Below are 25448 nucleotides of genomic sequence, written 5' to 3' on the forward strand. Positions count from 1 at the left end.
CCGCACCAGACTGGTAAAATTCATTTACCAGTTGGGCAATTTGGCGCAAGCGAAACCTTAGGACAAGCCTCTATTTGCCGGCTTCGTCGCGATGCGAACGGCGGATGCGACGGACGAGCCACCAGATCGCCAGCACCGCGAAGGGCACTGAAATGGCGGTGACTGTTTCCGGTTTGACCGGCTCGCCGAACATCGCCGAGCCCTTGGCGAGGTAACCGATCAGCCCCACCACGTAATAGGACACGGCGGCGACCGACAGGCCTTCCACAGTCTGCTGCAGGCGCAGCTGCAGGCGGGCGCGGTTGTTCATGGAGGCGAGCACGTCGCGATTCTGCCGTTCCACATCGACATCCACCCAGGTGCGCAGCAAGGTGGCCGCGCGGGCGAGCTTTTCGGACAGGCTGTCTTGCCGCGCCTCGATCGAACGGCAGGTGCGCATCGCCGGCGCGACACGTCGCTGCAGGAATGCGCTCCAGGTGTCGTAGCCGGGAACCGCGATCTCGCCCAGCGCCTCCAGCCGCTCCTCGACAATGCCGTGATAGGCGCGGCTGGCGCCGAACCGGTAAAGACTGGCAGCCGCATCTGCCTCGAGTTCGGCGGCAAGGTCGGTGAGTTCGGCCAGAAGCTCCTGGCTGTCGCGATGGTCGCTGGCGCGCATTTCGCCGGTGAGTGCGGCCAGCCGGTCTTCGATGCGGCGCATGCGCGGCGAAAGCGACTGCGCCAGCGGCAGGCCCAGCATGGCCAGCGTGCGATAGGTCTCGATCTCGATCAGCCGCTGTGACAGCGCGCCGGTTCGCGCCGGCGACAAGCCTCCGTCAAGGATGAGAATGCGGGTCAGCCCGTCGCCATCCTGGCGGAAATCGGTCACCGCGGCGGCCTTGCCGTTCTCCACCAACGAATAACAGAGGCTGGCCGCATCGAACCCGGCAATCAGCCGTTCGTTCTGGGGCGTCCATTTGCGGATATCCAGTTTGACGCCCGAAATCACCTTGCCGGGCGGGCTGAAGCCATTACCGAACGGCGAGTCGTCGAGCGGCCTGCCGGTGCGCGCGTCAGCAGGGCAATCCCAGAGATAGGTAGAGAATTCGGTATGGCGTTCCCACGACAGCGAACCCTTGCCCCACTTCATCGCGTGGTGGCGGGCGTGGCGGTCGGGCGCCGCGATGCCCAGCCGCCGCGACAGGTCTGCAAGCGCCGCCTGATCAAGCGTCGAACCGCTTTCGGTCATGAAGGAGAGCTGCAGCAACAGCCGCGGCGCTTCGATCAGCGGCGACGGCCGCGCATGAACCTCGCCGATCGCCGCCGGCAACGCCTCGTGCGACGGCATGCCGAGCACCGTGCCGGCAAGCCACTGGCCTGGCTCTTGCTTCACCGCCTCGTCGTTCATCGCATCGCGCTCCGCGCTGTCGTCAGAAATCAATATGCCATTCGAATTCCCGACGCATCGGACATCTTTGTCGCAGCGCAGCATAGTTTATTTTTGCATTGCAACATAACCGGGATAAGCAACCAACACGAGATTGGATAAATAATTTGACCAGTTGCCCGGCTTGCTCCTAAATTGAAACAATTCAGTCGCCGCCGGGGATCGCATTGGGCGAGATCTACTCCAGGATAGAACATTCGCGCACCGCCGACGAAGTGGTGCAGCAGATCGAGAGCCTTATTCTGGAAGGCGTGCTGCGTGTTGGCGATCGGCTGCCGGGCGAGCGCGAACTGGCGCCGCAGTTCGAAGTGTCGCGGCCGATCCTTCGCGACGCCCTCAAGGTTCTGGAAGCACGCGGCCTGCTGGTCTCACGGCATGGCGGCGGCACCTTCGTCGCCGATGTCATCGGCCAGGTTTTTTCGAAGCCCGTGATGGACCTGATCGCCACGCACAGGAAGGCGGCGGCCGACTACATGGAGTATCGGCGCGAGATCGAGGGTATCGCCGCCGATTACGCGGCGCGGCGGGCAACCGCCGACGACCGCGCCATGCTGAATGAGATCATGCAGCGCATGGAAACGGCGCACCGGGGCGGCGATTTCGCGGACGAAGCGGCCATCGACGTCGAATTCCACAGCGCGGTCGGCGAATGCGCTCACAACATCATCCTTTTGCACACGCTGCGCTCCTGTTACCGGTTGCTGTCGGATGGGGTCTTCCACAACAGGCTGCTGGTCTACAATCTGCCGGGCGCGCGCGAGAGGTTGCTCGAGCAGCACCGGGCGATCCACAAGGCGGTGACGGAAGGCGATTCCACGGGCGCGCGCGAGGCCGCGATGGCCCATATCGACTTCGTCGCGCAGGCAATGACCGACGCCGAGCGCACCGGAGACTGGCAACGTGTGTCGCGCCTGAGACTGCGGCAGCGTCTGGATAACGCCGGTGGAAAGGTGCCGGACGGCGGAAATGAAGAACCGGCAAGGTGACGGCGTGATCAAGCCATGAGTGACAAACCGAACGTCGGCCTGTTCGTGACCTGCCTGGTCGACCTGTTCCGGCCCTCCGTGGGCTTCGCCTCGGCCAAGCTGCTGGAAGAAGCAGGCTGCACCGTTGATGTGCCGATGACGCAGACCTGCTGCGGCCAGCCGGCCTACAAATCCGGCGACCGTGCCGACGCCCGCGCCATCGCTGAAAGCACCATCCAGGCATTCGAGGAATTCGACTATGTGGTGGCGCCGTCCGGCTCCTGTGCCGGCATGCTGAAGAAGCACTACCCCGGCCTGTTCAAGGGCGATGTGGAATGGGAGCAGCGCGCCGAAGCGTTCTCCGCAAAGGTATACGAATTGACACGCTTCCTGGTCGATGTGCGTGGATTGAGCGCCGTGGCCGCGAAAACCGAGGCGACCGCCGCTTATCATAGCTGCCTGCCGGATGCCTCGGGTATCGACGCATCGCCACGCACGCTGCTCGCCTCGGTCGAAGGCCTGACGCTGATCGACATTGGCAGCCCTGACGCCTGCTGTGGCCTGGGTGGTGGTTTTCCGATGAAGTACCGGGCGCTCGCCGACACGATCAGCAAGCGCCATGCAGCTGACATCGAGGCTTCCGGGGCTGAACTCCTGCTCTCCTCGGATCTCGGCTGCATGATGGGCATGGCCGGTAAGCTGAAACGGCAGGGCTCCACGATCGCGGTGCGGCACGTGGCCGAAGTGCTCGCCGGCATGGCGGACCTGCCACCCATTGGCGTCCGCGCGGGCTCGCGGAACGCCGCTCCCGCCGGGGACCAATGAACAAAGAGCTTTTAGGGAAAACGATGGGCGCGATACTGGAAATCAACGACCTGAAGAAGCTGGCCGAGCGGCGCGTGCCGAAGATGTTCTTCGACTATGCCAATTCGGGCGCCTGGACGGAGAGCACCTACCGGGCGAACGAGGAGGATTTCGCCAAGATCAAACTGCGGCAGCGCGTGCTGGTCGACATCACGGACCGCTCGCTGGCGTCGACGATGATCGGCCAGGAGGTGACAATGCCGGTGGCCCTGGCGCCGACAGGCCTCACCGGCATGCAGCACGCCGACGGCGAGATGCTGGCGGCCCGGGCCGCGGAAGAGTTCGGCGTGCCGTTCACTCTTTCGACGATGAGCATCTGCTCGATCGAGGACATCGCCTCGGTGACGAAAAAGCCGTTCTGGTTCCAGCTCTATGTGATGCGCGACCGCGATTTCGTGTTGAACCTTATCGATCGGGCCAAGGCCGCCGGCTGCTCGGCGCTGGTGCTGACGCTCGACCTGCAGATCCTCGGCCAGCGCCATAAAGATTTGCGCAACGGCCTGTCGGCGCCGCCCAAATTCACGCCGAAGCACATCTACCAGATGGCGACGCGGCCGCGCTGGTGCCTCGGCATGCTAGGCACCAGCCGGCGGACATTCCGCAACATCGTCGGCCACGCCAAGGGGGTCGGCGACCTGTCGTCGCTTTCGGCGTGGACGAATGAACAGTTCGACCCGCGGCTGTCGTGGGATGATGTCGCATGGATCAAGGAACGCTGGGGCGGCAAGCTGATCCTGAAGGGCATCCTCGACAAGGAGGACGCATTGATGGCGCTGAAGACCGGCGCCGACGCGATCATTGTCTCAAATCATGGCGGCCGCCAGCTCGACGGCGCGCCTTCGTCCATCTCGGTACTGCCGGAAATCGTCGAGGCGGTGGGCGACAGGCTGGAAGTGCATCTGGACGGCGGCATCCGCTCCGGCCAGGATGTGCTGAAAGCACTCTGCCTCGGCGCCCGGGGTACCTATATCGGGCGGCCGTTCCTCTACGGGCTCGGCGCGCTGGGCAAGGAGGGCGTCACGCTGGCCCTGGAAATCATCCGAAAGGAGCTCGACATCACCCTGGCGCTGTGTGGGAAACGCAACATTCAGGATGTCGGGCCTGATCTATTGTACAGAACCGTTGCAAGAGAAGCCGTGGCATAGAGATTGACCGATCAAGGCGTCCATTTCCTCGACGCGAAGGGCCCTGAAGGCATCCGCATCTACGCGATAGGCGACGTCCATGGCCGCCTCGACCTGTTGCGCAAGATGCATGAGGCGATCGCCGAGGACCTTTCGCATCATCCGCACCGCGACTGGCGCGTCATCCATCTCGGCGACTATGTTGACCGCGGACCAGACTCAAAAGGCGTTGCCGATTTCCTGATCGCGGCGGGCAAGGCTGACAGCCGCATGCAGACCATTGCCGGCAATCATGAAATCGGTTTCCTCGAGTTCCTGGCGCGACCGAGCGCAGAAGGCTTGTTCGCCCACAATGGCGGCGGCGAAACCGCTCGTTCCTACGGCGTCGCGATCGATTTCTGGACACCTGGCGGCCTGCGCGAAGGCCATGCTGCCTTGCTTGATGCGGTCCCGGACAGCCATTTCGCGTTCTATCGCGGCCTCGGCCGCCACCTGTCCTTCGGGGATTTCTTCTTCTGCCATGCCGGTATCAAACCCGGCATTGCGCTCGACGACCAGGACCCGGACGACCTGATCTGGATCCGCTGGGATTTTCTCAATTATTCCGGCCTGCACCCGAAGGTGATCGTGCACGGCCATACGCCCGAGGCCGATGTGGAGGTGTTGGCCAACAGGGTGAATTTGGACACTGGCGCGTGGAAATCCGGCCGGCTGTCGGCGCTCGTCATCGACGGGCCCGAAAAGCAGATTCTGGCAGTGGTGGGCGATGCCTAGAGCATTTTGCAGCCAAAATGGAATCATTTGGCGTCCGCATAAATGCGGCAAAACAAATAGTTAGAGCGAGTTACCGGTTCTGAAAGAACCGGAACTGCTCTAACGCATGTCGCCCGAAAGTGTCCTCGGTTTCGGGAGAAACGACATGCACAACTGAGAAGCTACTGCGCGGCCGCCGAATCCCATTCGGCGCGACGCGCTGTAGCATTTTTTTGCAGCCAGGTGGATTCACCTGGCGTCGCACAAATGCGGGTGAAGTCTCTAGCGCGTCAGCGCCGTGACGCCGTAGCCATCGACGACGGTATGCCCGGTGGCAGCATCGGCGGTGTAGATCGCGACACCCCAGGCCGTGATGGCGAAGAGCATGAAAAAGGACAGGAGCGTGGCTCGCAAGGGGGTCATCTCGGTTTCGGCTTCCTGAACTTCTTACACGAACACGGTTACGAATCGGTTTCGCTTCGACACAAGCAACGGGATAGGGAGGGAATTGGTTGCACGCCCTGAAGCGGCGCCCTTCTATGCGCCGCCATGGCGGAAAGCCAGCGTCGAATAGGCGGTGTTCCACATCAAATCGCCGGCGTGATTTTTATGCCACGCTGCGGCATCCCCGAGGGCTTCGAACGCCCCGGAGAACGCACCGCGTTTGCAACCCACAGCGCGGCTTTTCGGCCCTACAAACCGGCTGAAACAGCCAGCTTCGAAACTGGCGCGGCAGCATTTGCCCGGGCCGGGTGGATCGTCGCCACCCAGGCCCTGGCGAGCGCCAGGCCAATGGCGTCGGCGACGGGCCCGTGTCGGGTTGCCTCATCCTCGAACGCCGCAATCCATTCAGGGTGGCGGTTGGCGATCATCTGCGCGAATGTCTCGTTCCAGTGACGCACCAGGGTGCGGTCGGCCTCGAAATGGAACTGGATGCCGTAGCCGGCGCGACCGACCCGAAAAGCCTGGTTGTCTGCGACAGCACTGCCGGCGAGCCGTACCGCGCCGTCGGGCAGGCTGAACGTGTCGTCGTGCCACTGGAAGATCGGAAACTCCTCGGGCACACCGCCAAGCACCGGATCTCCCGCGGCCTCAGACGTCGGGGCGACGCGGCACCAGCCGAACTCCTCGGCGCCGCCGATCTGGTTTTTTCCACCGTAGGCACGCGCCAACAGTTGGCTGCCGAGGCAAATGCCAAGCACGGCCTTGTCGGCTTCGACATAACCGCGCATCAATTCGAGCAGCGCTGGAATGTAAGGGTAATTCGCGTCGTCGAGCGCGTTTTGGCCACCGCCCAGCACGACAAGCGCGTCGTGCTCGTGGGCGGTTTGCGGCAACAGGCCGCCGCGATGCGCGGTGCGCACGTCTATCTCGGCGCCTACTTCCTCGAGTGCGACCCCGACCTGGCCGAGCAAGGTACCGTCGAAATTCTGGACAACAAGAACCCGCATGACACTCCTGACATGAAAAGGGGCCGGCGAGCAGTATCATGAAGGCCGTTTTCCAGCCAAGAAGGAAGCTCTATGCCACTTCAGAACCGCGTCGACCCCTTCGGCCAGATCCATGCGGTGCCGGAACGCGGCATGTTCCTCGGCAATCGCGGCATCATCCACGACCCGGAGACGAAAACGCTGCTCAGGAAGCGCTGGGCCTTGCGAGCCTGGATCATCTGCGTCTGCGAATTCGGGAGCCGCAAGCGCGAGCCGATGGGCCGCAACCGGCCAGGCGGCAAGCCAGGCTGGACCGAGCTGTTTTTCATGGACGAGGTGACCGCACTATCGGCTGGCCACCGGCCCTGCTTCTTCTGCCAGCGCGAAAGGGCCAGGGATTTCGCCGCGCGGTTCGGCCATGCGTTCGGTATCGCCGAGCCGCGGGCGCCGCAGATCGACAGGCGCCTGCACAAGGAGCGGTGGGCGTCCGGCGGCGGCACGGGCAAGCCGCTGACCATCGGCGATCTTGCCGGTCTGCCAGACGGCGCGATGGTGGCCGCCGGAAAACAAGCCTGCGCGCTGAAGGATGGTATGGCTTTGCCCTGGAGTTTTGCAGGCTACGGCGCGCCGGTCGCGACTGAGTCCCTGCCCACCGACCGAATCTTGTTGATCACGCCCGCCACGACCGTCGCCGTACTCACGGCCGGCTATCGGCCGGAATGGCATTCGACGGCCGGCAGGTAGCGGGGCAATTGCGGCGCCTCCTCGAAGGAGGGTATTGACCGGACGCAGCGCCTCAAGCATGTCTCCAGACCATGCGCGCAAACTACCGGATGCAGCGGCTTTTCGTGCCGCACGATCTCGCCCAGGGCCTCGAAATCGAGGCCGATACCCAACAGAGTCATTATCTCGCCAATGTGCTGAGGCTCGGCGAGGGCGCGCAATTGCTTCTCTTCAACGGCCGCGACGGCGAATGGCTGGCGCAGGTCGCCACCGTGGCGAAGAAGCGTGTGACGCTCGCCCCGGTGACGCAGACCCGCATCCAGCCCGAGCACCCCGATCTCGTCTATTGTTTCGCGCCGTTGAAGCAGGGGCGGCTCGACTATCTCGTGCAGAAGGCGGTCGAGATGGGCGCCGGCCTGCTGCAGCCGGTGATCACGCAGCACACGCAAATGTCAACGGTCGGCATCGACCGGCTGCGTGCAAACGTCATCGAAGCAGCCGAGCAATGCGGCATCCTGGCCATCCCGCGGGTTGCCGAGGTGGTCAAGCTCGACCGCGTGCTTTGGGAATGGGAACCCGGCCGGCAGCTGATCTTCTGCGACGAAAGCGCTGAAACCAACAATCCCGCGCCGATCCTGAAAACAATTCCCAGCCGCAGGCTCGGCCTGCTGATCGGTCCGGAAGGCGGTTTTTCGGAAGACGAGAGACGACAGCTGCGCGCGCTGCCCTTCGTGACGCCGATTCCGCTCGGCCCCCGCATCCTGCGCGCCGACACCGCGGCGGTTGCCGCGCTCGCTGTCATCCAGGCGACGATCGGGGATTGGTGATTTTGCTGACGCGTCCGGCGAGCCCGGCAGCCCGACTCTTCGGTGGGTCAAGGCAGATCAATCCTTGTTGAAGCCTCGATCAGGATTTTTTGCTTGATTGGCTACTGACATTTCGTCCATCTCACGCCACCATTCTGGCGGCCGGAGGATTTCATGGCGCGTGACACGACCGATTTCCGGCCCGTCGAGAGCATCGACGAGCTCGTCGGCTATCTTGCCGAAGGCAACAAGCCCAAGGACAAGTGGCGGATCGGCACCGAGCACGAGAAATTCCCCTTCTACATCGACGGCAACAGCCCCGTGCCTTACGGCGGCGACCGCGGCATCCGTGCGCTGCTGGAAGGCATGCAACGCACGCTGGGCTGGGATCCCATCGTCGACGACAGCCGCATCATCGGGCTGGTCGAACCGACCGGCCAGGGCGCCATCTCGCTGGAGCCCGGCGGCCAGTTCGAGCTTTCCGGCGCACCGCTGGAGACGATCCACCAGACGTGCCGCGAGGGCAATGCCCATCTTGCCCAGTTGCGCGAGATAGCAGAACCCCTCGGCATCCGCTTCCTGGGTCTCGGCGGCAGCCCGAAATGGACGCTCGCCGAAACGCCGAAAATGCCGAAATCGCGCTACGAGATCATGACGCGCTACATGCCGAAGGTCGGCAAGCTCGGCCTCGACATGATGTACCGCACCTGTACGATCCAGGTGAATCTCGATTTCGCCTCCGAAGCCGACATGCGCCGCAAGATGCAGGTTTCGCTGAAGCTGCAGCCGCTGTCGACCGCGCTGTTCGCCAATTCGCCGTTCACCGAAGGCCGCCCGAACGGATTGCAGAGCTGGCGCGGTGAAATCTGGCGCGACACCGACAACCAGCGCTCCGGCCTGCTCGAATTCTGTTTCTCGCCGGAATTCGGCTTCGCCGATTATGTCGAATGGGCGCTCGACGTGCCTATGTATTTTGTCATCCGCGACGGACACTACCACGACGTCACCCATGTCACCTTCCGTCAGTTCATGGATGGGGCGCTGCGCAATTCGGTGCCGCAGGGCGTGCCGACGATAGGCGACTGGGCAAACCACCTGTCGACGCTTTTCCCCGATGTCCGGATGAAGCGCTTCCTCGAAATGCGCGGCGCCGATGGCGGACCCTGGCGGCGCATCTGCGCTCTTCCGGCATTCTGGGTCGGGCTTCTCTACGATGACGAGGCGCTCGACGCCGCCGAGACACTGACCGCCGACTGGAGCTACGACGAAGTTTTGGCAATGCGTAATGCGGTGCCCGCGGCCGGCATCGGCGCGCCGTTCCGCAATGGCAATCTGCGTGATATTTCCCGGGAGGTTCTGGCGATCTCTCGCACCGGCCTCAAGAACCGCGCGCGCCTCAACCGCGACGGCTACGACGAGACCAGCTTCCTCGCGCCGCTCGAAGAGGTTGTGGCGCGAGGCACCACGAGCGCCGAAGAAATGCGCAACGCCTTCCACACGCGCTGGGGCGGTTCGATCGAGCCGGTGTTCCTGGAATACGCTTATTGAGGAATGCCTGCTCGCGCATCTTACGGCATGAAAGCAACCCCATAGGCGGACGCCACGCTTTGGGTTAGGTTCCCCCCAACCGGATACGGCTTACGAGGAGGAACTGTGATGCTTCCACTTTTCGACATGCTGGCGAATGCTCAGAATGGCAACGGCATCGAGATGCTGGCCAGGCAGTTCAATCTTTCGCAACAGCAGGCACAACTTGCGGTCGAGGCGCTGCTGCCGGCCTTCAGCCAGGGACTGAAGCGCAACACCGCCGATCCCTATGGGCTCGGCTCGTTCATGACGGCGATGGCGAGCGGCCAGCACGCCAAATATTTCGAGGATGCGTCGAAGGCGTTCACCCAGCAGGGCGTCGAAGAAGGCAACGGCATTCTCGGCCACCTTTTCGGCTCAAAGGAGCTTTCACGCGCCGTTGCCAGCCAGGCGGCACAAGCCACGGGTATCGGCACTCAGGTGCTGCAGCAGATGCTGCCGGTCATCGCGTCGATGGTGATGGGCGGCCTGTTCAAACAATCGACCGGGCAGATGCAGGCCGCCGGCGGCTTCGGCGCGGGCGGCAACCCGCTGCAGGAGATCATCGAGCAAATGATGCGGCAAGGCGGAATGGCCGGCGGCCAGCCGCAGCCGAGGCAGGCGCCGCAACAGCCGGCGAACCCGTTCGACAATCCATTCGGCAAGGTTCTGCAAGACATGTTCGGCGGAGGCGCTGCCCAACAGCAGCAGCCGCAATCGCGCCAGCAGGCTCCGCAAAATCCCTATGGCGACAATCCGCTCGGCAAGATTTTCGAAGAGATGCTGGGCGCAGGCCAGGGCCGCGGCCAGCCCGAACCCGAGCCGGCGCCGCAGCCGCGCGCCAATCCATCCGGCCGACCCGGCAACCCCTATGACGATCTGTTCGGCAAGATGTTCGAGACCGGACGCCAGCAGCGCGACGATTACCAGAAAGGCATGGAATCGATCTTCGACCAGTTCACGAAGGGCATGGACCGGTACCGGTAAGGCGGCGCGGGCAAGCCCGCCGCGCGCATACAGCGGTTCCGGGTTCCTTCAGAACTGGTAACTCGCTCTAACTATTTGTTTTGCCGCATTTATGCGGACGCAAAATGATTCCATTTGGCTGCAAAATGCTCCAGCGCCAAAAGGAGAAAGCGCCGGGATTTCTCCCAGCGCCTCCCTGTCAATTCAAGTCCACCGAAATGGCCCTGATGTTGACGGCCCGACCCGTTCGTTTCCTTTTGAGATACGTCCGTTTCAGACCGCGCCCGCGCAACCTGTGAAGGCTTCGCTCAGCGCACCATCGAAAGCATTGTCCGGCTTTCATGGCAGCATCGGTCCATCGATCACGTTTGCAACCGTCTTCGATGGCTCCCCGTGGGTCCCCGAACATTCTCGCATGCGACCGAAGCCGCCTGCTCGCCTGTCCGGCGCGGGCCTCAAGCTACCCCAAGATTTCGATCCGTCGACCAGTCCGGGTCAATCAAGGGACTTAAGTTGACCCAACGTTATGACAGGCTTTGCGTGACGCCAAGCCCGACGCCCCTGTGGAAAACGGGATTAACGGGCATAAACGTCGTTTAGCTGGCGAAGCGGCGGGCGGCGCCTAATTCGGCGCGACGCGTTGTAGGAATCCGGTCGCCTTCCCCGGGATGAAAGAAAAAGCCCGGCCTCGATGAGGCCGGGCAGGAGTGCAGGCAACCGGCGGGAACCGGTGGGGAGTGTGGGGGAACGCCTGCAGTATTCAGCAGACCCGGCGAGCAGCGTCTTCGCCGGCTTCGGCGCGCGCCTGCGCCAATGCGTTGAGTTGCCCGGTCGGGTCGAAATCGAAGGGCGACCTGACCGCGACGTGGAGGTCTGCTCGGGTCAGGCCGATATCGGCGAGTTCGGCATCCGACATATTGCCGAGGTGATAGAACTCGCGTCGATTTTTCCACGAACGGTAAAAGGTCGATACGGCATTTTTCGCACGCGTCACGAGAGCCGGGCGCGTCGCGGAATGGATCGCCGTGGTGCTGTGGTCGAGCGTGGTCATGGCCGTTCTCCTTTTCATCAGGCCGGACGCAGGCGAACCTACTGGAGCGGCGCCCGGGAGGATGCAGCCGTTCCAGCTCGATTTCACACGCGTCTTGTGGACGGTCGGAGAATGCCAAAGTGCTATTGATTAGTCTAACGAATGTTTTTAATCTTTAGCATCAACGACGATGATGGATTGAAATCATGGCCGCCCCGCTCGATCTCGACCAGTTGCAGACGTTCATCCAGATTGCCGACACCGGCAGCTTCACCAAGGCCGCCGACGAGGTGCACCGCACGCAGTCCGCCGTGTCCATGCAGATGCGCCGTCTGGAGGAGCGCATCGGCAAGCCGCTGTTCGAAAAGGACGGCCGCACCAACCGGCTGAGCGAGGAAGGCGAAAAACTGCTCTCCTATGCGCGGCGCATGATCCGGCTGAACCGGGAGACGCTGGCCGCCTTCGACGATTCCAGTCTGGAGGGACATATCCGCATCGGCACCCCCGACGACTACGCCGACCGCTTCCTGCCCGAGATCATGGCGCGGTTCTCTAGATCGAACCCGCGCGTCGAACTTTCGGTCGTCTGCGAGCCGACCTTCAATCTGGTCGAGCACATCAAGCGCGGCAATCTCGACCTGGCGCTGGTGACGCATGACGATGTGCGCAGCCAGTCGGAAGTGGTGCGGCGCGAGCCGCTGCTGTGGGTCACTTCTGCCAACCATGCCACGCACGAGCAGGATTCGCTGCCGCTGGCTTTTGGCCGGCCGACCTGCCAGTGGCGCCGCCATGCCTGCGATGCGCTTGACGCGATGAACCGCGAATACCGCATCCTGTTCACCAGTTGGTCGGCGACCGTCATCATCGCGGCGGTGATGTCGGGGCTGGCCATCTCGGTGTTGCCCGAGTGCGCGTTGCGCCCCGGCATGCGCGTGCTTGGCGAAGCCGACGGCTTCGGCCCCCTGCCCGACATCAAGATCGGCATCATGCGCGGCCATTCGACCAAGCCAGAGATCGTCGATGCATTGGCCCGCCACATAACCGAAAGCCTGGACAACATCTCGGTGCCGATGGCGGAAGACACCGGCAGCTTCGATTTCGCGGCATTGAATGCCTTGCGCGGCCGGCGGCTGAAGCCGAGCCATGTCATGCCGGGCTGGTAGCGACAGAGGCAAGCAAGTTCGGGGCGTTTAGAGCATTTTGCAGCCAATGGAATCATTTGGCGTCCGCATAAATGCGGCAAACAAATAGTTAGAGCGAGTTACCGGTTCTGAAAGAACCGGAACTGCTCTAACGCGCAGGGAGCGAAACCCTTGACCTGTGGCAGCCGAAGCGCACCAATCCGGCGATGAGCGACATTTTCACTGCCGATTCGAAAACCAACGCCACCGAATACACGGTGAGCGAGATTTCCGGCGCGCTGAAACGCACGGTCGAGGATGCCTTCGGCAATGTGCGGGTGCGCGGCGAAATCTCCGGTTATCGCGGCCCGCACTCTTCCGGGCACGCCTATTTCGCGCTGAAGGACGACCGCGCGAAGCTGGATGCCGTGGTGTGGAAAACCACGATGAGCCGGCTCAAATTCCGTCCCGAAGAGGGCATGGAGGTCATCGCCACCGGCAGGCTGACCACCTATCCCGGCAAGTCCAACTACCAGATCGTCATCGACAATTTGGAGCCGGCCGGCGCCGGCGCGCTGATGGCGCTTCTGGAGGAACGCAAGCGGCGGCTCGCGGCTGAAGGGCTGTTCGAGCGGGACCGCAAGCGGCCCCTGCCCTACATGCCAAAAACCATCGGCGTCATCACCTCGCCCACGGGCGCGGTCATCCGCGACATCCTGCATCGCATCACCGATCGTTTTCCGCTTCACGTCATCGTCTGGCCTGTGCGCGTGCAAGGCGAAACGGCGGGCGCGGAAGTCACGGCCGCGGTCAACGGCTTCAACGCGCTGGGCGTCGGCGATGGGGTCAGGCGTCCCGACCTTCTGATTGTGGCGCGTGGCGGCGGCAGCCTCGAAGACCTTTGGGGGTTCAACGACGAGACGCTGGCAAGGGCCGTCGCCGCTTCGAAAATCCCGGTGATCTCTGCGGTCGGGCACGAAACGGACTGGACGCTGATCGACCTCGTCGCCGATGTCCGCGCACCGACGCCGACGGGTGCTGCCGAAATCGCGGTTCCGGTGAAAGCCGAACTGGAAGCCACGCTGGCCAGCCTTGCGGCGCGGCTCAGGGCCTGCATGACGCGCTCGATCGCCCGGCGAAGGCAGACCTTGCGGGCTGCGTCACGCGCGCTGCCTTCGGCCGACCAGCTTCTGGCCCTGCCCCGGCGGCATTTCGACGAGGTGACCAGCCGGCTCGGACGCGGGCTCACCGTCAGCACCGAGCGCAAGCGGGCGCGCCTTGCCGGCATCAAGCTGTCGCCGGCGACCTTGTCGCGCCGCATCGACGAATGGCGCAAACTGACCGACCGCGACGTGCTCAGGGCGCAGGCCGCATTGCGCGCCATCGCCCGCGAGCGCCGGGCAAAATTCCGGCGTGCCTCCGAGCAGCTGCCGAAATGCGCCAGCGCATCGCTGGAACACAAGAAACGCCGCTTCGCGAATGCCCAGGCGCGCGTCAGCATCCAGCCACTGTTGCGGACGGCGCAATCGGCACGTAACCGCCTGGTGCTTGCCGCGCGCCGCAAGGACCAGACAGTTTTGGTTCGCCTCGAACGGCTGCGCGCCCGCCTCACCCAATCAGACCGGCTGCTTTCGACGCTGAAACTTTCCGAACAGGCAATTCTGGAACGCGGCTACGCGCTGGTGCTCGATTCTTCGGGGGCGCTGATCAAGCGCGCCGCCGAGATGAAACCCGGCGAAGCGCTCAGCCTGCGATTCGCCGACGGCACGGCGGGGGCGATCGCCACCGGTGGCGACGGGCGCACGAAACCGGCGCAGAAAACCCAGCCGAAGCCGAGGGAAACCGGCAGCCAGGGCGATTTGTTCTGAGTTCGAAACTGTATCGGTGAAATGGTACGGTTGGCTGGGATCGAACCAGCGACCTCCGGATCCACAATCCGGCGCTCTAACCAGCTGAGCTACAACCGCACGTGCCAGCGTCTGACGAAGCGTCCTTTACGGAGAAACGATGCGCTTTTCAAGACCGATGGCAGGCAGGCGCGACAATCTGTTCGCCTGCTGCGTAATTCCTTAGATCTCAATCGATCTTGAGGGCAAAATCATGCAGCCATTTCCAAGTGCTGCAGCGACCTTTTACGCGTCTGAAAAGACGCGCGGCGCTGTAGGCTGCAGAAGTCGGGCCAATGCGGTTCCTGCGGCGAAAAGAAAAAGGCCGGGGGAGGATCCGGCCTTTTTCCATGTCCAGCCAGCGGGAGGAGGTGCTGGCCTGTCCGTCAGGCGAAGGGAGGAGGATTTCGCCTTCCGGGCATTCGGTTCGAATCAGGCGACTTTCAGGTCCTTGAAGGCCTTTTCGAAAGCGTCCTTGACCGGCTTGGAGACGTCGGTTGCCGCCTTGGTGGTCAGGCTCTGCAGTTCCTTGGTCTGCTCGACGGTCATTTCGACACGCTTGCGCAGGAACGCGGTCTGCAGTTCGACGAGCTCCGACAGCGACTTGACGCCGACGAGCGCTTCGAGATGCGAGAAATTGGCTTCGGCATTGGCGCGAAGAGCCGCGATGGTCTTCAGCGACAGTTCGCTGCCCACCGACTTGGCGGTCTCGAAGGTCGATTCGATGGCTTTCTGGGCCTCTTCGGCGCCGGTCTTCAGCTTATCGTAGGCTTCCTTGGACTGCTCGACGCCCTTTTCGGCGAAAGAGCGGAGCTGATCGGTGGCCTTGCTGGGGTCAAATGCGGGGAATTCGATGGCTTCTGCAGTCTCGGAGGTCTTGGTGGCGGTCTTGGACATTTTCCTATCCTTCCGTTTGGCTATGGTTTCTTTCCCATGCCCCTTTATTTTCTGCCCCCCGACCATAAACGAGAGTTTTGTGCACTGCAACAATTTTGCTGCTACGCACCAAAAATTTGTCGCCGCGGTTAACCATTAGCCGAATTTCCATCGGGTACACGTGCTGCTTTCTGGACCTTCAGGCTGGCAGCTTTTATTAACGAACCGTTAAACCCGCGCATCAGACGCGGCGCGCAGGAGCAGGTCCGGTCAGCTATATGCCGTCAGCGACATATTCCTTCATCGACATCGCCGTCCTCGACGACGTGCGACAGCGTTTCGCCGCAGGCGATGCGCTGGCCATACTGTCGACCGACCTGGAGGATGTGATCTGGGCCAACGGGCCGGGCGCTGCGGTTTTCGGTTATCCCGACATCGAGGCGATCATAGGCGCATCGACGCGATTGGGCCTCGTGGCGCGCCGCCAGATCATGGCGACGGCGGGCTATCCGGATATCGGCCGCGACAAGGGCCTGATGGTGCGCCTTGCGACCGGGATGACCAGCCAGGCGGTATCGTTCCTGGCCAGTGCGATCACCCTGCCCGATGGCGAACGGGCGATCCTGCTTGCGGCGCCAGCGGGCAAAACTGCCTCGTTCAGCGAACAGGAACGCGCCGAGCGGACAATCGGCGGCCTCAACGAACCCGGTCATTTCGCGGCGCTGGTGGGCGCCGATGGCACGGTGATTGCCTCCCCCGATGGGTTCGGTCAGCTCGGCATTGCCACCGATACGCTTGCCGGCCTCGTCGCCGAAGTGAAGCGCGAGTCCGACCGGTTGGTGAAGCGGCTTATCCCGGCAGCACGCGGACGTCTGCCCGTTGGTTTCGCGAGGCTGACCGACGACCCGGCCTTGCATCTGCTTGTCGTCGTCGACGAAGTGCAGGACGAGACCGAGCCGCGCGGCATTGCCATCGAGGCAAGGACCGAAGAACGCGAACCGCAAGCTCCATCGTCTCCTGCTGAAACCGTTCGGCCAACGCCTGGAAACGCCAAGCCGGACGAGCGCTGGTATTTCAACACCGACAGGACACCGGCCGGCGATTCCGCTCCGCTTGCGATCGCGCAGGACAACGGCGCCAGTGCGACAGTTGCAGCGCCGGCCGCTGCCTTCCAGCGCGAGACCGGCCCGGTCCGCTTCGTCTGGCGCACCGACGCCAACGGCAATTTCAGCACCATCTCGCCCGAATTCGCGCGTGCGGTTGGCGAACCGGCGGCAGATATCGTCGGGCGCAAGTTCGGCGACGTCGCCATGATCTTCGGCTTCGACCCAGGCGGCGAGATCGGCGGCCTGCTCGAACGCCGCGACACATGGTCGGGCCGCTCCGTACTATGGCCGGTTTCGGGAACCGATCTGCGCATTCCCGTCGACCTTGCAGCGCTGCCGGTCTATGGGCGCGACCGCAATTTCGAAGGTTTTCGCGGGTTCGGCGTCGCCCGCGGCGGCGACGCCGTCGCCGACCCGGAAAAGCTCGGCCTCGCGCTGGTGCGCGGACCAATGACGACAGCACCGACATCCGGCGGCATCGAACCGGCCAGCCCGGACGGTTCGGAAATCCTGCAACGATCCTCCGAAGACGGCAAACCCGACCCGTTCAAGGGTGAGGTTCCAGCGCTGACCATCGTACCGAAGCAGGAACGGCGCTTCAGCGACAAGGTTATCCGGCTTGCCGAACACCGTACCCCGGCCAACGACAAGGGGCTGACGCCGGTCGAGCGCAATGCGTTCCGGGAAATCGGCGACCGGCTGAAGAAAGACAGCACCACCGGCGCGGAGAAAGCACCGGCTGCGAACGCCACCGAAACCACGTCGATCACGGCGGCGACGAGCGAGACCGGGAAGACGCCGGACATTGCCGCTGAAACCCGGACGCCCGAAGCCCCGGCTGCTGTCGCTGGAGAAACGCCGGCGCCAGTCATTGCCGAAGCGGTGCCCCCACAGCCGGCTTCCGCCCGCTCGCTGGAAACCGGAACCGCAGCCACCGACCACCCACCCGCCGAAACATCAGCATATGAAGCGCCTGCGGAGCGGGAGCTTGTAACTGACGGTATCGCGCAAGCGCCGGCGCCGGAAGCACCTGCATCCGCGGCACAGCCTGCAGCGGAAGCCGCGGAAGAACCGGAAACCGTCGTCGCCCACCCGGACGACGGTACATCGGCCAAGCGCATTGCCCCAGAGTTGCGCACCACCGGCTTCCTGCCGTCCGCTTTCTCGACCGGGGGCGAAGCCGGTGAACGGGCGCCGACAGACGTGTCGATCCTGTCCAAACTGCCCGTGCCGGTGCTGATCCATTCCGGCGACGTACTCCACTACGCAAACGACGAGTTTTTTGCCCTCACCGGCTACGAAACGGTCGAACAGCTTGCTGACTGCGGCGGCCTCGACACGCTGTTCGGCGAACCTTATGAGGAAGATGCCGACGCGTCGGGCGACCACAAGATGCGGCTTCTCACCCGCGACGGGACGGAATTCCCGGTCGAGGCGCGCCTGCAATCGGTGCCGTGGAGCGGCGGCAAAGCGCTGCTCCTGGCGTTTAGCCGCGTGCACGTCGCGCCGCCTGCGGAAGCCGTCGCGGAGCAACCCGACAAGGATCAGGCAACCGAACTGGAAAACCGCATCGCCGAGATGCGGGCAATTGTCGACACCGCCACCGACGGCGTCGTGCTGATCGCGCCGGATGGCTCGATCCGCTCGATCAGCCGCGCGGCGGAGGCCCTGTTCGGCTTCGACAACAACGACGTCACCGGCAAGCCCTTCGCCTCGCTCTTCGCCATCGAGAGCCAGCGCGCGGCCCAGGACTATCTCGCCGGCCTTTCCGAACATGGCGTCGCCAGCGTGCTCAACGACGGGCGCGAGGTCATCGGGCGCGAGGCGCAAGGCCGTTTCATCCCGCTGTTCATGACCATCGGCAAGCTGCCGGCCGACAGCGGCTATTGCGCCGTGGTGCGCGACGTCACGCAGTGGAAGCGCGCCGAGGAAGAACTGACCCAGGCACGCGCCCAGGCCGAACGCGCCTCCTCGCAGAAGACGGACTTCCTTGCCCGCGTCAGCCACGAGATCCGCACGCCGCTCAACGCCATCATCGGCTTTTCCGAACTGATGATCGACGAAAAGTTCGGACCGGTCGGCAACGACCGTTACCGCGATTATCTCCGCGACATCAACCGCTCCGGCAATCACGTGCTCGACCTCGTCAACGACCTGCTCGACATCTCCAAGATCGAGGCGGGCGAACAGGAGATGGCTTATGAGGCCGTGTCGCTGAACGAGACGCTGTCGGAAACCGTGGCGATGATGCAGCCCCAGGCCAACCGCGAGCGCGTCATCATCCGTTCCAGCTTCGCGTCGCGTCTGCCCGAGGTTGTGGCCGACCTGCGCAGCGTCCGCCAGATCGCGCTCAACCTTCTGTCTAACGCGGTGCGCTACACGCAGGCCGGCGGCCAGGTGATCGTCTCGACCGCTTACGAACCCTCCGGCGACATCGTCATGCGGGTGCGCGACACCGGCATCGGCATGAGCCCGGCCGAGATCGAGCAGGCGCTGAAACCCTTCAAGCAGATCAACGCACTGAAGCGCGGGCGCAATGACGGCACCGGGCTCGGTCTGCCGCTGACCAAGGCGATGGTGGAAGCCAACCGGGCGAAATTTTCGATCGTCTCGACACCGGGCGAAGGCACGCTGGTCGAAATCACCTTTCCGTCGACGCGCGTTCTGGCCGATTGAGCAAATTTCGTCCCTCTCGGAGGGCGAGAAATCAGGACGGCCTCGACCTCGTCGTCTCCATCTCCGCTATTGGAGCGAGACCCAGTCGCCTGTTTCCTCACCAATCCCAGCAACCTCCCCGATGCCAAGTGAACTTGCGCGCCATCAATTATGACCGGTGTCTAAAGTACCTGTGTCTAAATCCACCCATTTGGCCTCCACTTTTAGAACGATTCTAAACTATTGAAATTGTTTCATTTAAAACTTGACCACGATAGTCCAATTGCCGATAGGAAAAGCGAGTTCCTACGCGGAACCGACATTGTATGAAGTTGAAACCTTCAGACCCCTCGAGGAGAGAACCGATGAAGATTGGAAACGCCTTATCGGCCGGCGCCGGCTTTGCCCTCGCCGCGCTTTTCGCAACCTCGGCGCTCGCCGACGGCACCGTCAACATCTACACCTATCGCCAGCCTGAGCTCATCCAGCCGGTGCTGGACGCCTTCACCGCCGAGACCGGCATCAAGACCGAAGTGCTGTTCCTCGACAAGGGCCTCGAAGAGCGTGTCGCCGCCGAAGGCGCGAACTCGCCTGCCGACGTGATCATGACCGTCGACATTGCGCGTCTGACCAAGGCCAAGGAAAACGGCATCACCCAGCCGCTGGTCGACGAGACTGTCAACAAGCTCTTGCCGGCCGAATACCGCGATCCGGAAGGCAACTGGTTCGGCCTGACCAAGCGCGCTCGCGTCGTTTATGCCTCGAAGGACCGCGTCAAGGACACGGCGATCACCTATGCCGATCTCGCCGACCCCAAGTGGAAAGGCAAGATCTGCATCCGTTCGGGTCAGCACGACTATAATCTTGCGCTGTTCTCGGCCGCCATCGACCACTGGGGCGCCGAAAAGACCGAAGAGTGGATGAGGGGCCTGAAGGCCAACCTCGCCAAGAAGCCAGACGGCGGTGACCGCCCGCAGGCCGGCGCCATCGCGGCCGGCGAGTGCGATATCGCGCTCGGCAACACCTACTACGTCGGGCTGATGCGCACCAACGAGAAGGACCCGAAGGAAAAGGAATGGGGCAACGCGATCAACGTTATCTTCCCGACCTTCGAGAACGGCCTGACCCACGTCAACATTTCCGGCATCGCGCTGGCCAAGCACGCGCCGAACCGCGACAATGCCGTGAAGCTCATCCAGTTCCTGGCAAGCCATAAGGCGCAGCAGGTCTACGCCGAGAAGAACTTCGAATATCCGGTCGAGCCGGGCCTGGAGCCATCCGAAATGGTCAAGGCGTTCGGCGAGTTGAAGGCCGACACGCTGCCGCTCGCAGACATCGCCAAGAATCGCAAGGCCGCTTCCGAAATGGTCGACCGCGTTGGCCTTGACGACGGCCCGTCGAGCTGAGGTTGAACAATTAGATCACGGAAGAGGCCGGGCCGAACCACGCCCGGCCTTTTCCATATCGATGGACGATCGATGGCCGGTATCCAGCATATCGAGGCAGGAACGCGACTGTTGCGGGTGAAGCACAGCCGACACCCCTGGCTGCATCTGGTCGCGATCGCGCTCTCCGCTCTGGTGGCGCTGCCGATCCTGTCGCTTGCCTTCGTGGCGCTGAGCGGGGGCGGTGAGGACTGGCCACACCTCGTGGCGAACGTGCTGCCCGGCGCCAGCCGGACCACACTTCTGCTTTTGGCACTGGTGGCTGCCGCGACATCCGTCATCGGCGTTCTTGGCGCCTGGCTGGTGGTGGCTTTCGACTTCCCTCTCCGGCGCGTCTTTTCCTGGGCGCTGGTTTTGCCGCTGGCGGTGCCTCCCTATCTCGCTGCCTATGCGTTCGGCGAGTTCTTTCATTATTCCGGGCCGCTGCAGACCCTGATCCGCGCGATGTTCGGCTTCGCCACCATCCGCGACTACTGGTTCCCCGACATCCGCTCGACGCCGGGCGCGGCCTTCGTGCTGTCCAGCGTGCTTTATCCCTACGTCTACCTCACCACCCGCATCGTGTTCCTGATGCAGGGCCGCAACATCGCCGATGTCGCGCGCACTCTCGGCGCCAGGCCGGCGAAAGTGTTCTGGAAGGTGCTTTTGCCGGTGGCCAGGCCAGCGATCGTCGCCGGCGTGGCGCTGGTGCTGATGGAAACGATCAACGACATCGGCGCTTCCGAATATCTCGGTGTGCGCACGCTCACCTTCTCGGTCTACACGACCTGGCTCGCCCGCGGCAGCCTGGAGGGTGGCGCGCAGATCGCACTTCTGATGCTGGTTCTGGTGTTCCTGCTGCTTGGCGCCGAACACTGGGCGCGGCGCAAGCAGCGCTTCAATACCGGCCGCGCCACTCATATGCGGGCCTATCCGCCGCGTACACGGCTTTCAGGTCTCGCCGGCCTCGGCGCCGTAACTGCCGTCGCGCTGCCGGTACTGATTGGCTTCGGCATCCCGCTCCTGGTGTTCGGCCAATATGCGTCACGCCGGCTCGATCAATTCCTCTCCCCGGCACTTGCCGACGCCTTCCTCAACAGCCTCGTCACGGCGACCGCAACGGCAACGATCACCATCCTGCTCGCGCTGTTCCTCATCAACGCCGTCAGGCTGTCGCGGTCGCGGACGACCACCGTGGCAGTCCGGTTCGCGGCGATCGGCTACGCGTTGCCGGGCGGTGTGCTGGGCCTTGGACTGCTTTTCGTGCTCGCCCACTTCGACAACGCGCTCGACGCCTTCATGCGCTTGCATTTCGGCCTGTCGACGGGCCTGCTTCTCACCGGCTCCGCGGGCGCCGTCGTCCTGGCGTGCACGATCCGCTTCCTGGCGCTGGCGGAAGGCGCCATCCATTCGGGCATGGAAAAGCTGCCGCGGCATCTCGACGAGGCGGCGCGCAGCCTCGGCCAGACGCCGTCCAGAAGTGCCGCACGCGTATTGCTGCCGCTTTTGAAACCGGCGATCTTCACTGCCGCCGTGCTGGTCTTCGTCGACACGATCAAGGAACTCTCGGCGACGATCCTGCTGCGGCCCTTCGGCTTCAACACGCTGGCGACCTATGTCTACGAAAACGCCTCGCGCGGCGTGCCTGAGGAAGGCGCCGTCGCGGCGATCGTCATCATCCTCACTGCGATGGTGCCCGTGGTGCTCTTGTCGGGTGCGCTAATACGCGACCGCGAAGCGGTGCTCTGAAGCGATAAAAAAAGGCGCCCTGGAGGGGCGCCTGGAGATCTACGCTGTTAAGACGGGGACTTGAGCTAGCTCATCGAAGATTGCTTCGAAGAACGGGATTTCTCCCTCAAGTTACGCACGACTATCGGCACCAACCCTTAACAAAACCTTACCGGACCGCGGAGAAATTTACCGAAGTGTATCACCCGTGAATTCGCGGTAAATTTTGCGGTCATCTCTCGTTAACCACGCCGTTGCAACGGGAGATCAGGCGATGCGCCTCCTGGGCCGTCGCTGAAGCTTGTGCTGATGGAAAAAAGAAAATCCCCCTCTCCGTCTCGGCTTCGCCTCGACACCTCTCCCCCGCTTCGCAGAGGCGAGGAACCCAGGCTGGAAGGGCGTCGGCGTCGCGGCAGTGGTTCCTCGCCCCTGCGAAGCGGGGGAGAGGTGGTTTGCGCAGCAAACCGGAGAGGGGGTCTTGATAGACAAGCCGGCAGACCAGAGCCGGGCGAAGGAGGGCTGACCGCAACGCCGACGCCCCTCCTCCCCCTCGATGGGGGAGGTGCCGAGCGCAGCGAGGCGGAGGGGGTGATATCCGCACATCAGCCATCACCCCACCCGGCCCTGCGGGCCACCCTCCCCATCGAGGGGAGGGAGACAGCTGGAGACCACAACGTCGACGCCCCCCTCTCCCCGTCCTTAACGGGGTGAGGGGCAGCGTCCACGCCTATCCGCTCCCCCGGAGCGGGAGAGAGGTGGTTGCAAAGCAAACCGGAGAGGGGTCTTTGCAAATGTCCCAAAGAGGCAGGATGGAACGCAAATCCGGCGCATTTCTCACAGGGTTGAAGGGCAGGTGTCGCGATCAGGCGGATCGCGCCAGCCTAGCTCTGCAGCGCTTCGAGGTCCCGGAACAATTCTAGCGCTTCGGGATTGGCCAAGGCTTCCTTGTTCTTCACCGGCCGCCCATGCACCATGTCGCGGACTGCAAGCTCGGTGATCTTCCCGGACTTGGTGCGCGGAATGTCGGCCACAGCGACAATCCTGGCTGGCACGTGGCGCGGGCTGGCGCCGCTGCGGATTTTTGCCTTGATCTTCTTGTCCAGGCTTTCGTCGAGCGTGATGCCGGCGGCCAGCCGGACGAACAGCACCACCCGCACATCGCCATCCCAATCCTGGCCGATGCAGATAGCCTCCAGCACTTCCGGCAATTGTTCGACCTGGTTGTAGATTTCAGCGGTGCCGATCCTCACACCGCCCGGATTGAGCGTGGCATCGGAGCGGCCATGAATGATAATGCCGCCATGCCCGGTCCATTCGGCGAAATCGCCATGGCACCAGACATTGTCGAAGCGCTCGAAATAGGCTGCGTGGTATTTCTTGCCGTCCGGATCGTTCCAGAACATCACCGGCATCGACGGGAAGGCTTTTGTGCAGACGAGTTCGCCCTTCTCGCCACGCACCGGCTTGCCGTCGTCATCCCACACGTCGACCGCCATGCCGAGGCCCGGACCCTGGATCTCGCCCACCCATACCGGCTCGATCGGCACGCCGAGAACGAAGCAGGAGACGATGTCGGTGCCGCCGGAGATCGAAGCAAGGTGCACGTCCTTCTTGATCGCCTCATAGACATAGGCAAAACCTTCCGGCGACAGCGGCGAACCGGTCGACGAAACGGTGCGGATGGTGGACAGATCGTGCGTCTTGATCGGCTTGAGGCCGGCCTTGCGCGCCGAATCGATAAACTTCGCCGAAGTGCCGAAGTAGGTCATCTTCTCAGCCTGGGCGAAATCAAACAGCACGTTGCCGTCGGGATAGAAGGGCGAGCCATCGTAGAGCAGCAGCGTCGCGCCCGAAGCGAGGCCCGAGACCAGCCAGTTCCACATCATCCAGCCGCATGTGGTGAAATAGAAGAACCGGTCGCCGTCGAGTATGCCGGCATGCAGGCGCTGTTCCTTCAAATGCTGCAGCAGCGTGCCGCCGGCCGAATGCACGATGCATTTCGGGATGCCGGTCGTGCCCGACGAAAACAGAATGTAGAGCGGATGCGCGAAGGGCAGCCGCTCATAGGTCACCGGTTTTGCCGAAAACGGCTCGATCGCCGCCTCCAGCGAAACGGCGCCGTCGACCGTGGCCGCGACGTCCGCGGACGTGCCGAGATAGTCGACGATCAGCGTCTTCTTCAGGGTGGGCAGCTTGCCGACCACGGCAGCGATCTTTCCCGCCACCTCGATCGCCTTGCCGTTGTACCAATAGCCGTCAGGTGCGATGAAGACGACAGGCTCGATCTGGCCGAAGCGGTCGAGCACGCCTTGCTCGCCGAAATCGGGAGAACAGGACGACCAGATGGCGCCCAGCGACGTGGCGGCGAGCATCGCCGCCACCGTTTCCGGCATGTTGGGCATCATCGCGGCGATGCGGTCACCGGATTTGACGCCAAGCGACCGGAAAAGCTGCTGCAATCGTGACACAAGCGCATGCAGTTCGTTCCACGACATGCGGCGCTCGACCTTATCCTCGCCGCGAAACACCAGCGCATTGCCGCCGCCGGACTTTTTCAGCAGGTTCTCCGCGAAGTTGATTCGGGCGTCGGGAAAGAAAGAGGCGCCGGGCATCTTGTCGCCGTCAGCCAGGATGCGGTCGCCACGCTCGCCGACGACATCGCAGAAATCCCAGACCAGTTCCCAGAAGGCTTCGCGCGCGCCGACCGACCAGGCGTGCAGATCGTCATAAGAGGAAAGTTCCTGGCCGGCCTTTTTCGACGCGGCAGCCATGAACGCCGTCATCGGCGCGGCTGCAACCGCCTCGGCGGTGGGTGTCCAAAGGGCGGCGGCTTCACTCATATGCTGTTCTCCGTCTGGGAAAATTGCTTATGCATGTTGCATTGCGATCAAACAAGCTATTGTCCAAACACGTCGTGGGCTTTGCGCGCGAATGCGACGGCGGACAGTTATGGGTTGAAAAGCGGTGGATGTCGGTTAAACCCGGCGGCCGGAAACTGA

19 protein-coding genes and 1 tRNA gene are annotated in these 25448 nt (G+C 63.2%); 13 read left to right on the forward strand and 7 right to left on the reverse strand.

The window, feature by feature from the left end; genetic code table 11:
* Nucleotides 1-70 precede the first annotated feature (70 nt).
* Nucleotides 71-1387, reverse strand: a complete 1317-nt coding sequence (locus F3H98_RS16310; RefSeq protein WP_149761196.1) for a DUF3422 family protein — start codon at nucleotides 1385-1387, stop codon at nucleotides 71-73.
* Between the two features lie 206 nt (nucleotides 1388-1593).
* On the opposite strand from F3H98_RS16310, the gene F3H98_RS16315 reads away from it, so the two are divergent.
* From F3H98_RS16315 to F3H98_RS16330, 4 genes are read left to right on the forward strand one after another with little or no spacing between them, the layout of a single operon-like run.
* Nucleotides 1594-2412, forward strand: coding sequence for an FCD domain-containing protein (locus F3H98_RS16315; protein WP_149761197.1), 819 nt, complete (start codon nucleotides 1594-1596; stop codon nucleotides 2410-2412).
* Between the two features lie 15 nt (nucleotides 2413-2427).
* Nucleotides 2428-3216: a (Fe-S)-binding protein gene (locus tag F3H98_RS16320; RefSeq protein WP_149761198.1), complete on the forward strand. Its 789-nt coding sequence runs from the start codon at nucleotides 2428-2430 to the stop codon at nucleotides 3214-3216.
* Nucleotides 3217-3239: 23 nt separating this feature from the next.
* The gene (locus tag F3H98_RS16325; RefSeq protein ID WP_149761199.1) at nucleotides 3240-4400 is read left to right on the forward strand and encodes an alpha-hydroxy acid oxidase; all 1161 of its coding nucleotides are present in this window, start codon (nucleotides 3240-3242) and stop codon (nucleotides 4398-4400) included.
* 3 nt (nucleotides 4401-4403) lie between these two features.
* Nucleotides 4404-5153, forward strand: coding sequence for a metallophosphoesterase (locus F3H98_RS16330; protein WP_149761200.1), 750 nt, complete (start codon nucleotides 4404-4406; stop codon nucleotides 5151-5153).
* A 261-nt stretch (nucleotides 5154-5414) separates the two neighbouring features.
* Here F3H98_RS16330 and F3H98_RS31105 read toward each other — a convergent pair whose 3' ends face one another.
* Both F3H98_RS31105 and F3H98_RS16335 read right to left on the reverse strand, forming a co-directional pair.
* Nucleotides 5415-5555 (reverse strand): hypothetical protein, encoded by a 141-nt coding sequence (locus F3H98_RS31105; RefSeq protein WP_188130444.1) that lies wholly within the window; start codon nucleotides 5553-5555, stop codon nucleotides 5415-5417.
* Nucleotides 5556-5824: 269 nt separating this feature from the next.
* Nucleotides 5825-6583: a type 1 glutamine amidotransferase gene (locus tag F3H98_RS16335; protein ID WP_149761201.1), complete on the reverse strand. Its 759-nt coding sequence runs from the start codon at nucleotides 6581-6583 to the stop codon at nucleotides 5825-5827.
* A 72-nt stretch (nucleotides 6584-6655) separates the two neighbouring features.
* On the opposite strand from F3H98_RS16335, the gene F3H98_RS16340 reads away from it, so the two are divergent.
* The 4 genes from F3H98_RS16340 to F3H98_RS16355 all read left to right on the forward strand — a co-directional run bounded on the left by F3H98_RS16340 (nucleotide 6656) and on the right by F3H98_RS16355 (nucleotide 10644).
* Nucleotides 6656-7306: a hypothetical protein gene (locus F3H98_RS16340; protein ID WP_149761202.1), complete on the forward strand. Its 651-nt coding sequence runs from the start codon at nucleotides 6656-6658 to the stop codon at nucleotides 7304-7306.
* 71 nt (nucleotides 7307-7377) lie between these two features.
* The gene (locus tag F3H98_RS16345) at nucleotides 7378-8112 is read left to right on the forward strand and encodes a 16S rRNA (uracil(1498)-N(3))-methyltransferase (protein WP_149761203.1); all 735 of its coding nucleotides are present in this window, start codon (nucleotides 7378-7380) and stop codon (nucleotides 8110-8112) included.
* Nucleotides 8113-8265: 153 nt separating this feature from the next.
* On the forward strand, nucleotides 8266-9639 hold the full coding sequence (locus tag F3H98_RS16350) for a glutamate--cysteine ligase (RefSeq protein ID WP_149761204.1): 1374 nt from the start codon (nucleotides 8266-8268) through the stop codon (nucleotides 9637-9639).
* Between the two features lie 108 nt (nucleotides 9640-9747).
* Nucleotides 9748-10644, forward strand: coding sequence for a DUF937 domain-containing protein (locus tag F3H98_RS16355; RefSeq protein WP_149761205.1), 897 nt, complete (start codon nucleotides 9748-9750; stop codon nucleotides 10642-10644).
* A 739-nt stretch (nucleotides 10645-11383) separates the two neighbouring features.
* Here F3H98_RS16355 and F3H98_RS16360 read toward each other — a convergent pair.
* Nucleotides 11384-11674 (reverse strand): DUF1127 domain-containing protein, encoded by a 291-nt coding sequence (locus F3H98_RS16360; protein WP_149761206.1) that lies wholly within the window; start codon nucleotides 11672-11674, stop codon nucleotides 11384-11386.
* Between the two features lie 185 nt (nucleotides 11675-11859).
* Between F3H98_RS16360 and F3H98_RS16365 the strand changes: the two genes are divergently transcribed.
* Nucleotides 11860-12816, forward strand: a complete 957-nt coding sequence (locus tag F3H98_RS16365) for a LysR substrate-binding domain-containing protein (RefSeq protein ID WP_149761207.1) — start codon at nucleotides 11860-11862, stop codon at nucleotides 12814-12816.
* Between the two features lie 185 nt (nucleotides 12817-13001).
* On the forward strand, nucleotides 13002-14642 hold the full coding sequence (xseA, locus tag F3H98_RS16370) for an exodeoxyribonuclease VII large subunit (protein ID WP_149761208.1): 1641 nt from the start codon (nucleotides 13002-13004) through the stop codon (nucleotides 14640-14642).
* Nucleotides 14643-14664: 22 nt separating this feature from the next.
* On the opposite strand, the gene F3H98_RS16375 is transcribed toward xseA, so the two are convergent.
* A tRNA-His gene (locus F3H98_RS16375) sits at nucleotides 14665-14741 on the reverse strand.
* 351 nt (nucleotides 14742-15092) lie between these two features.
* Nucleotides 15093-15557: a phasin gene (locus F3H98_RS16380; protein WP_149761209.1), complete on the reverse strand. Its 465-nt coding sequence runs from the start codon at nucleotides 15555-15557 to the stop codon at nucleotides 15093-15095.
* 257 nt (nucleotides 15558-15814) lie between these two features.
* Between F3H98_RS16380 and F3H98_RS16385 the strand changes: the two genes are divergently transcribed.
* The 3 genes from F3H98_RS16385 (at nucleotide 15815) to F3H98_RS16395 (ending at nucleotide 22470) form a co-directional block, all read left to right on the forward strand.
* Complete coding sequence (locus F3H98_RS16385) at nucleotides 15815-19318, forward strand: ATP-binding protein (RefSeq protein ID WP_149761210.1); 3504 nt, start codon at nucleotides 15815-15817, stop codon at nucleotides 19316-19318.
* 344 nt (nucleotides 19319-19662) lie between these two features.
* Nucleotides 19663-20703, forward strand: coding sequence for a Fe(3+) ABC transporter substrate-binding protein (locus F3H98_RS16390; RefSeq protein ID WP_149761211.1), 1041 nt, complete (start codon nucleotides 19663-19665; stop codon nucleotides 20701-20703).
* A gap of 72 nt (nucleotides 20704-20775) precedes the next feature.
* Entirely contained in the window at nucleotides 20776-22470 is a 1695-nt protein-coding gene (locus tag F3H98_RS16395; protein WP_149761212.1) for an ABC transporter permease, read from the forward strand.
* 860 nt (nucleotides 22471-23330) lie between these two features.
* On the opposite strand, the gene F3H98_RS16400 is transcribed toward F3H98_RS16395, so the two are convergent.
* A complete protein-coding gene (locus F3H98_RS16400; protein ID WP_149761213.1) occupies nucleotides 23331-25289 on the reverse strand; it encodes an acetoacetate--CoA ligase in 1959 nt (652 codons plus the stop codon).
* Nucleotides 25290-25448 lie beyond the last annotated feature (159 nt).

It is taken from the genome of Neomesorhizobium albiziae, from assembly GCF_900114255.1.
Lineage (GTDB): Bacteria > Pseudomonadota > Alphaproteobacteria > Rhizobiales > Rhizobiaceae > Neomesorhizobium > Neomesorhizobium albiziae.

Bases quoted from the DNA above. Each gene is read 5' to 3' on its own strand.
- xseA (WP_149761208.1), top strand. From the start codon at position 13,002: ATGAGCGACATTTTCACTGCCGATTCGAAAACCAACGCCACCGAATAC.
- F3H98_RS16310 (WP_149761196.1), bottom strand. From the start codon at position 1,387: ATGAACGACGAGGCGGTGAAGCAAGAGCCAGGCCAGTGGCTTGCCGGC.
- F3H98_RS16385 (WP_149761210.1), top strand. From the start codon at position 15,815: ATGCCGTCAGCGACATATTCCTTCATCGACATCGCCGTCCTCGACGAC.
- F3H98_RS16360 (WP_149761206.1), bottom strand. From the start codon at position 11,674: ATGACCACGCTCGACCACAGCACCACGGCGATCCATTCCGCGACGCGC.
- F3H98_RS16325 (WP_149761199.1), top strand. From the start codon at position 3,240: ATGGGCGCGATACTGGAAATCAACGACCTGAAGAAGCTGGCCGAGCGG.
- F3H98_RS16365 (WP_149761207.1), top strand. From the start codon at position 11,860: ATGGCCGCCCCGCTCGATCTCGACCAGTTGCAGACGTTCATCCAGATT.
- F3H98_RS16400 (WP_149761213.1), bottom strand. From the start codon at position 25,289: ATGAGTGAAGCCGCCGCCCTTTGGACACCCACCGCCGAGGCGGTTGCA.
- F3H98_RS16350 (WP_149761204.1), top strand. From the start codon at position 8,266: ATGGCGCGTGACACGACCGATTTCCGGCCCGTCGAGAGCATCGACGAG.
- F3H98_RS16395 (WP_149761212.1), top strand. From the start codon at position 20,776: ATGGCCGGTATCCAGCATATCGAGGCAGGAACGCGACTGTTGCGGGTG.
- F3H98_RS16320 (WP_149761198.1), top strand. From the start codon at position 2,428: ATGAGTGACAAACCGAACGTCGGCCTGTTCGTGACCTGCCTGGTCGAC.
- F3H98_RS16340 (WP_149761202.1), top strand. From the start codon at position 6,656: ATGCCACTTCAGAACCGCGTCGACCCCTTCGGCCAGATCCATGCGGTG.
- F3H98_RS16355 (WP_149761205.1), top strand. From the start codon at position 9,748: ATGCTTCCACTTTTCGACATGCTGGCGAATGCTCAGAATGGCAACGGC.
- F3H98_RS31105 (WP_188130444.1), bottom strand. From the start codon at position 5,555: ATGACCCCCTTGCGAGCCACGCTCCTGTCCTTTTTCATGCTCTTCGCC.
- F3H98_RS16335 (WP_149761201.1), bottom strand. From the start codon at position 6,583: ATGCGGGTTCTTGTTGTCCAGAATTTCGACGGTACCTTGCTCGGCCAG.
- F3H98_RS16345 (WP_149761203.1), top strand. From the start codon at position 7,378: ATGCGCGCAAACTACCGGATGCAGCGGCTTTTCGTGCCGCACGATCTC.
- F3H98_RS16390 (WP_149761211.1), top strand. From the start codon at position 19,663: ATGAAGATTGGAAACGCCTTATCGGCCGGCGCCGGCTTTGCCCTCGCC.
- F3H98_RS16380 (WP_149761209.1), bottom strand. From the start codon at position 15,557: ATGTCCAAGACCGCCACCAAGACCTCCGAGACTGCAGAAGCCATCGAA.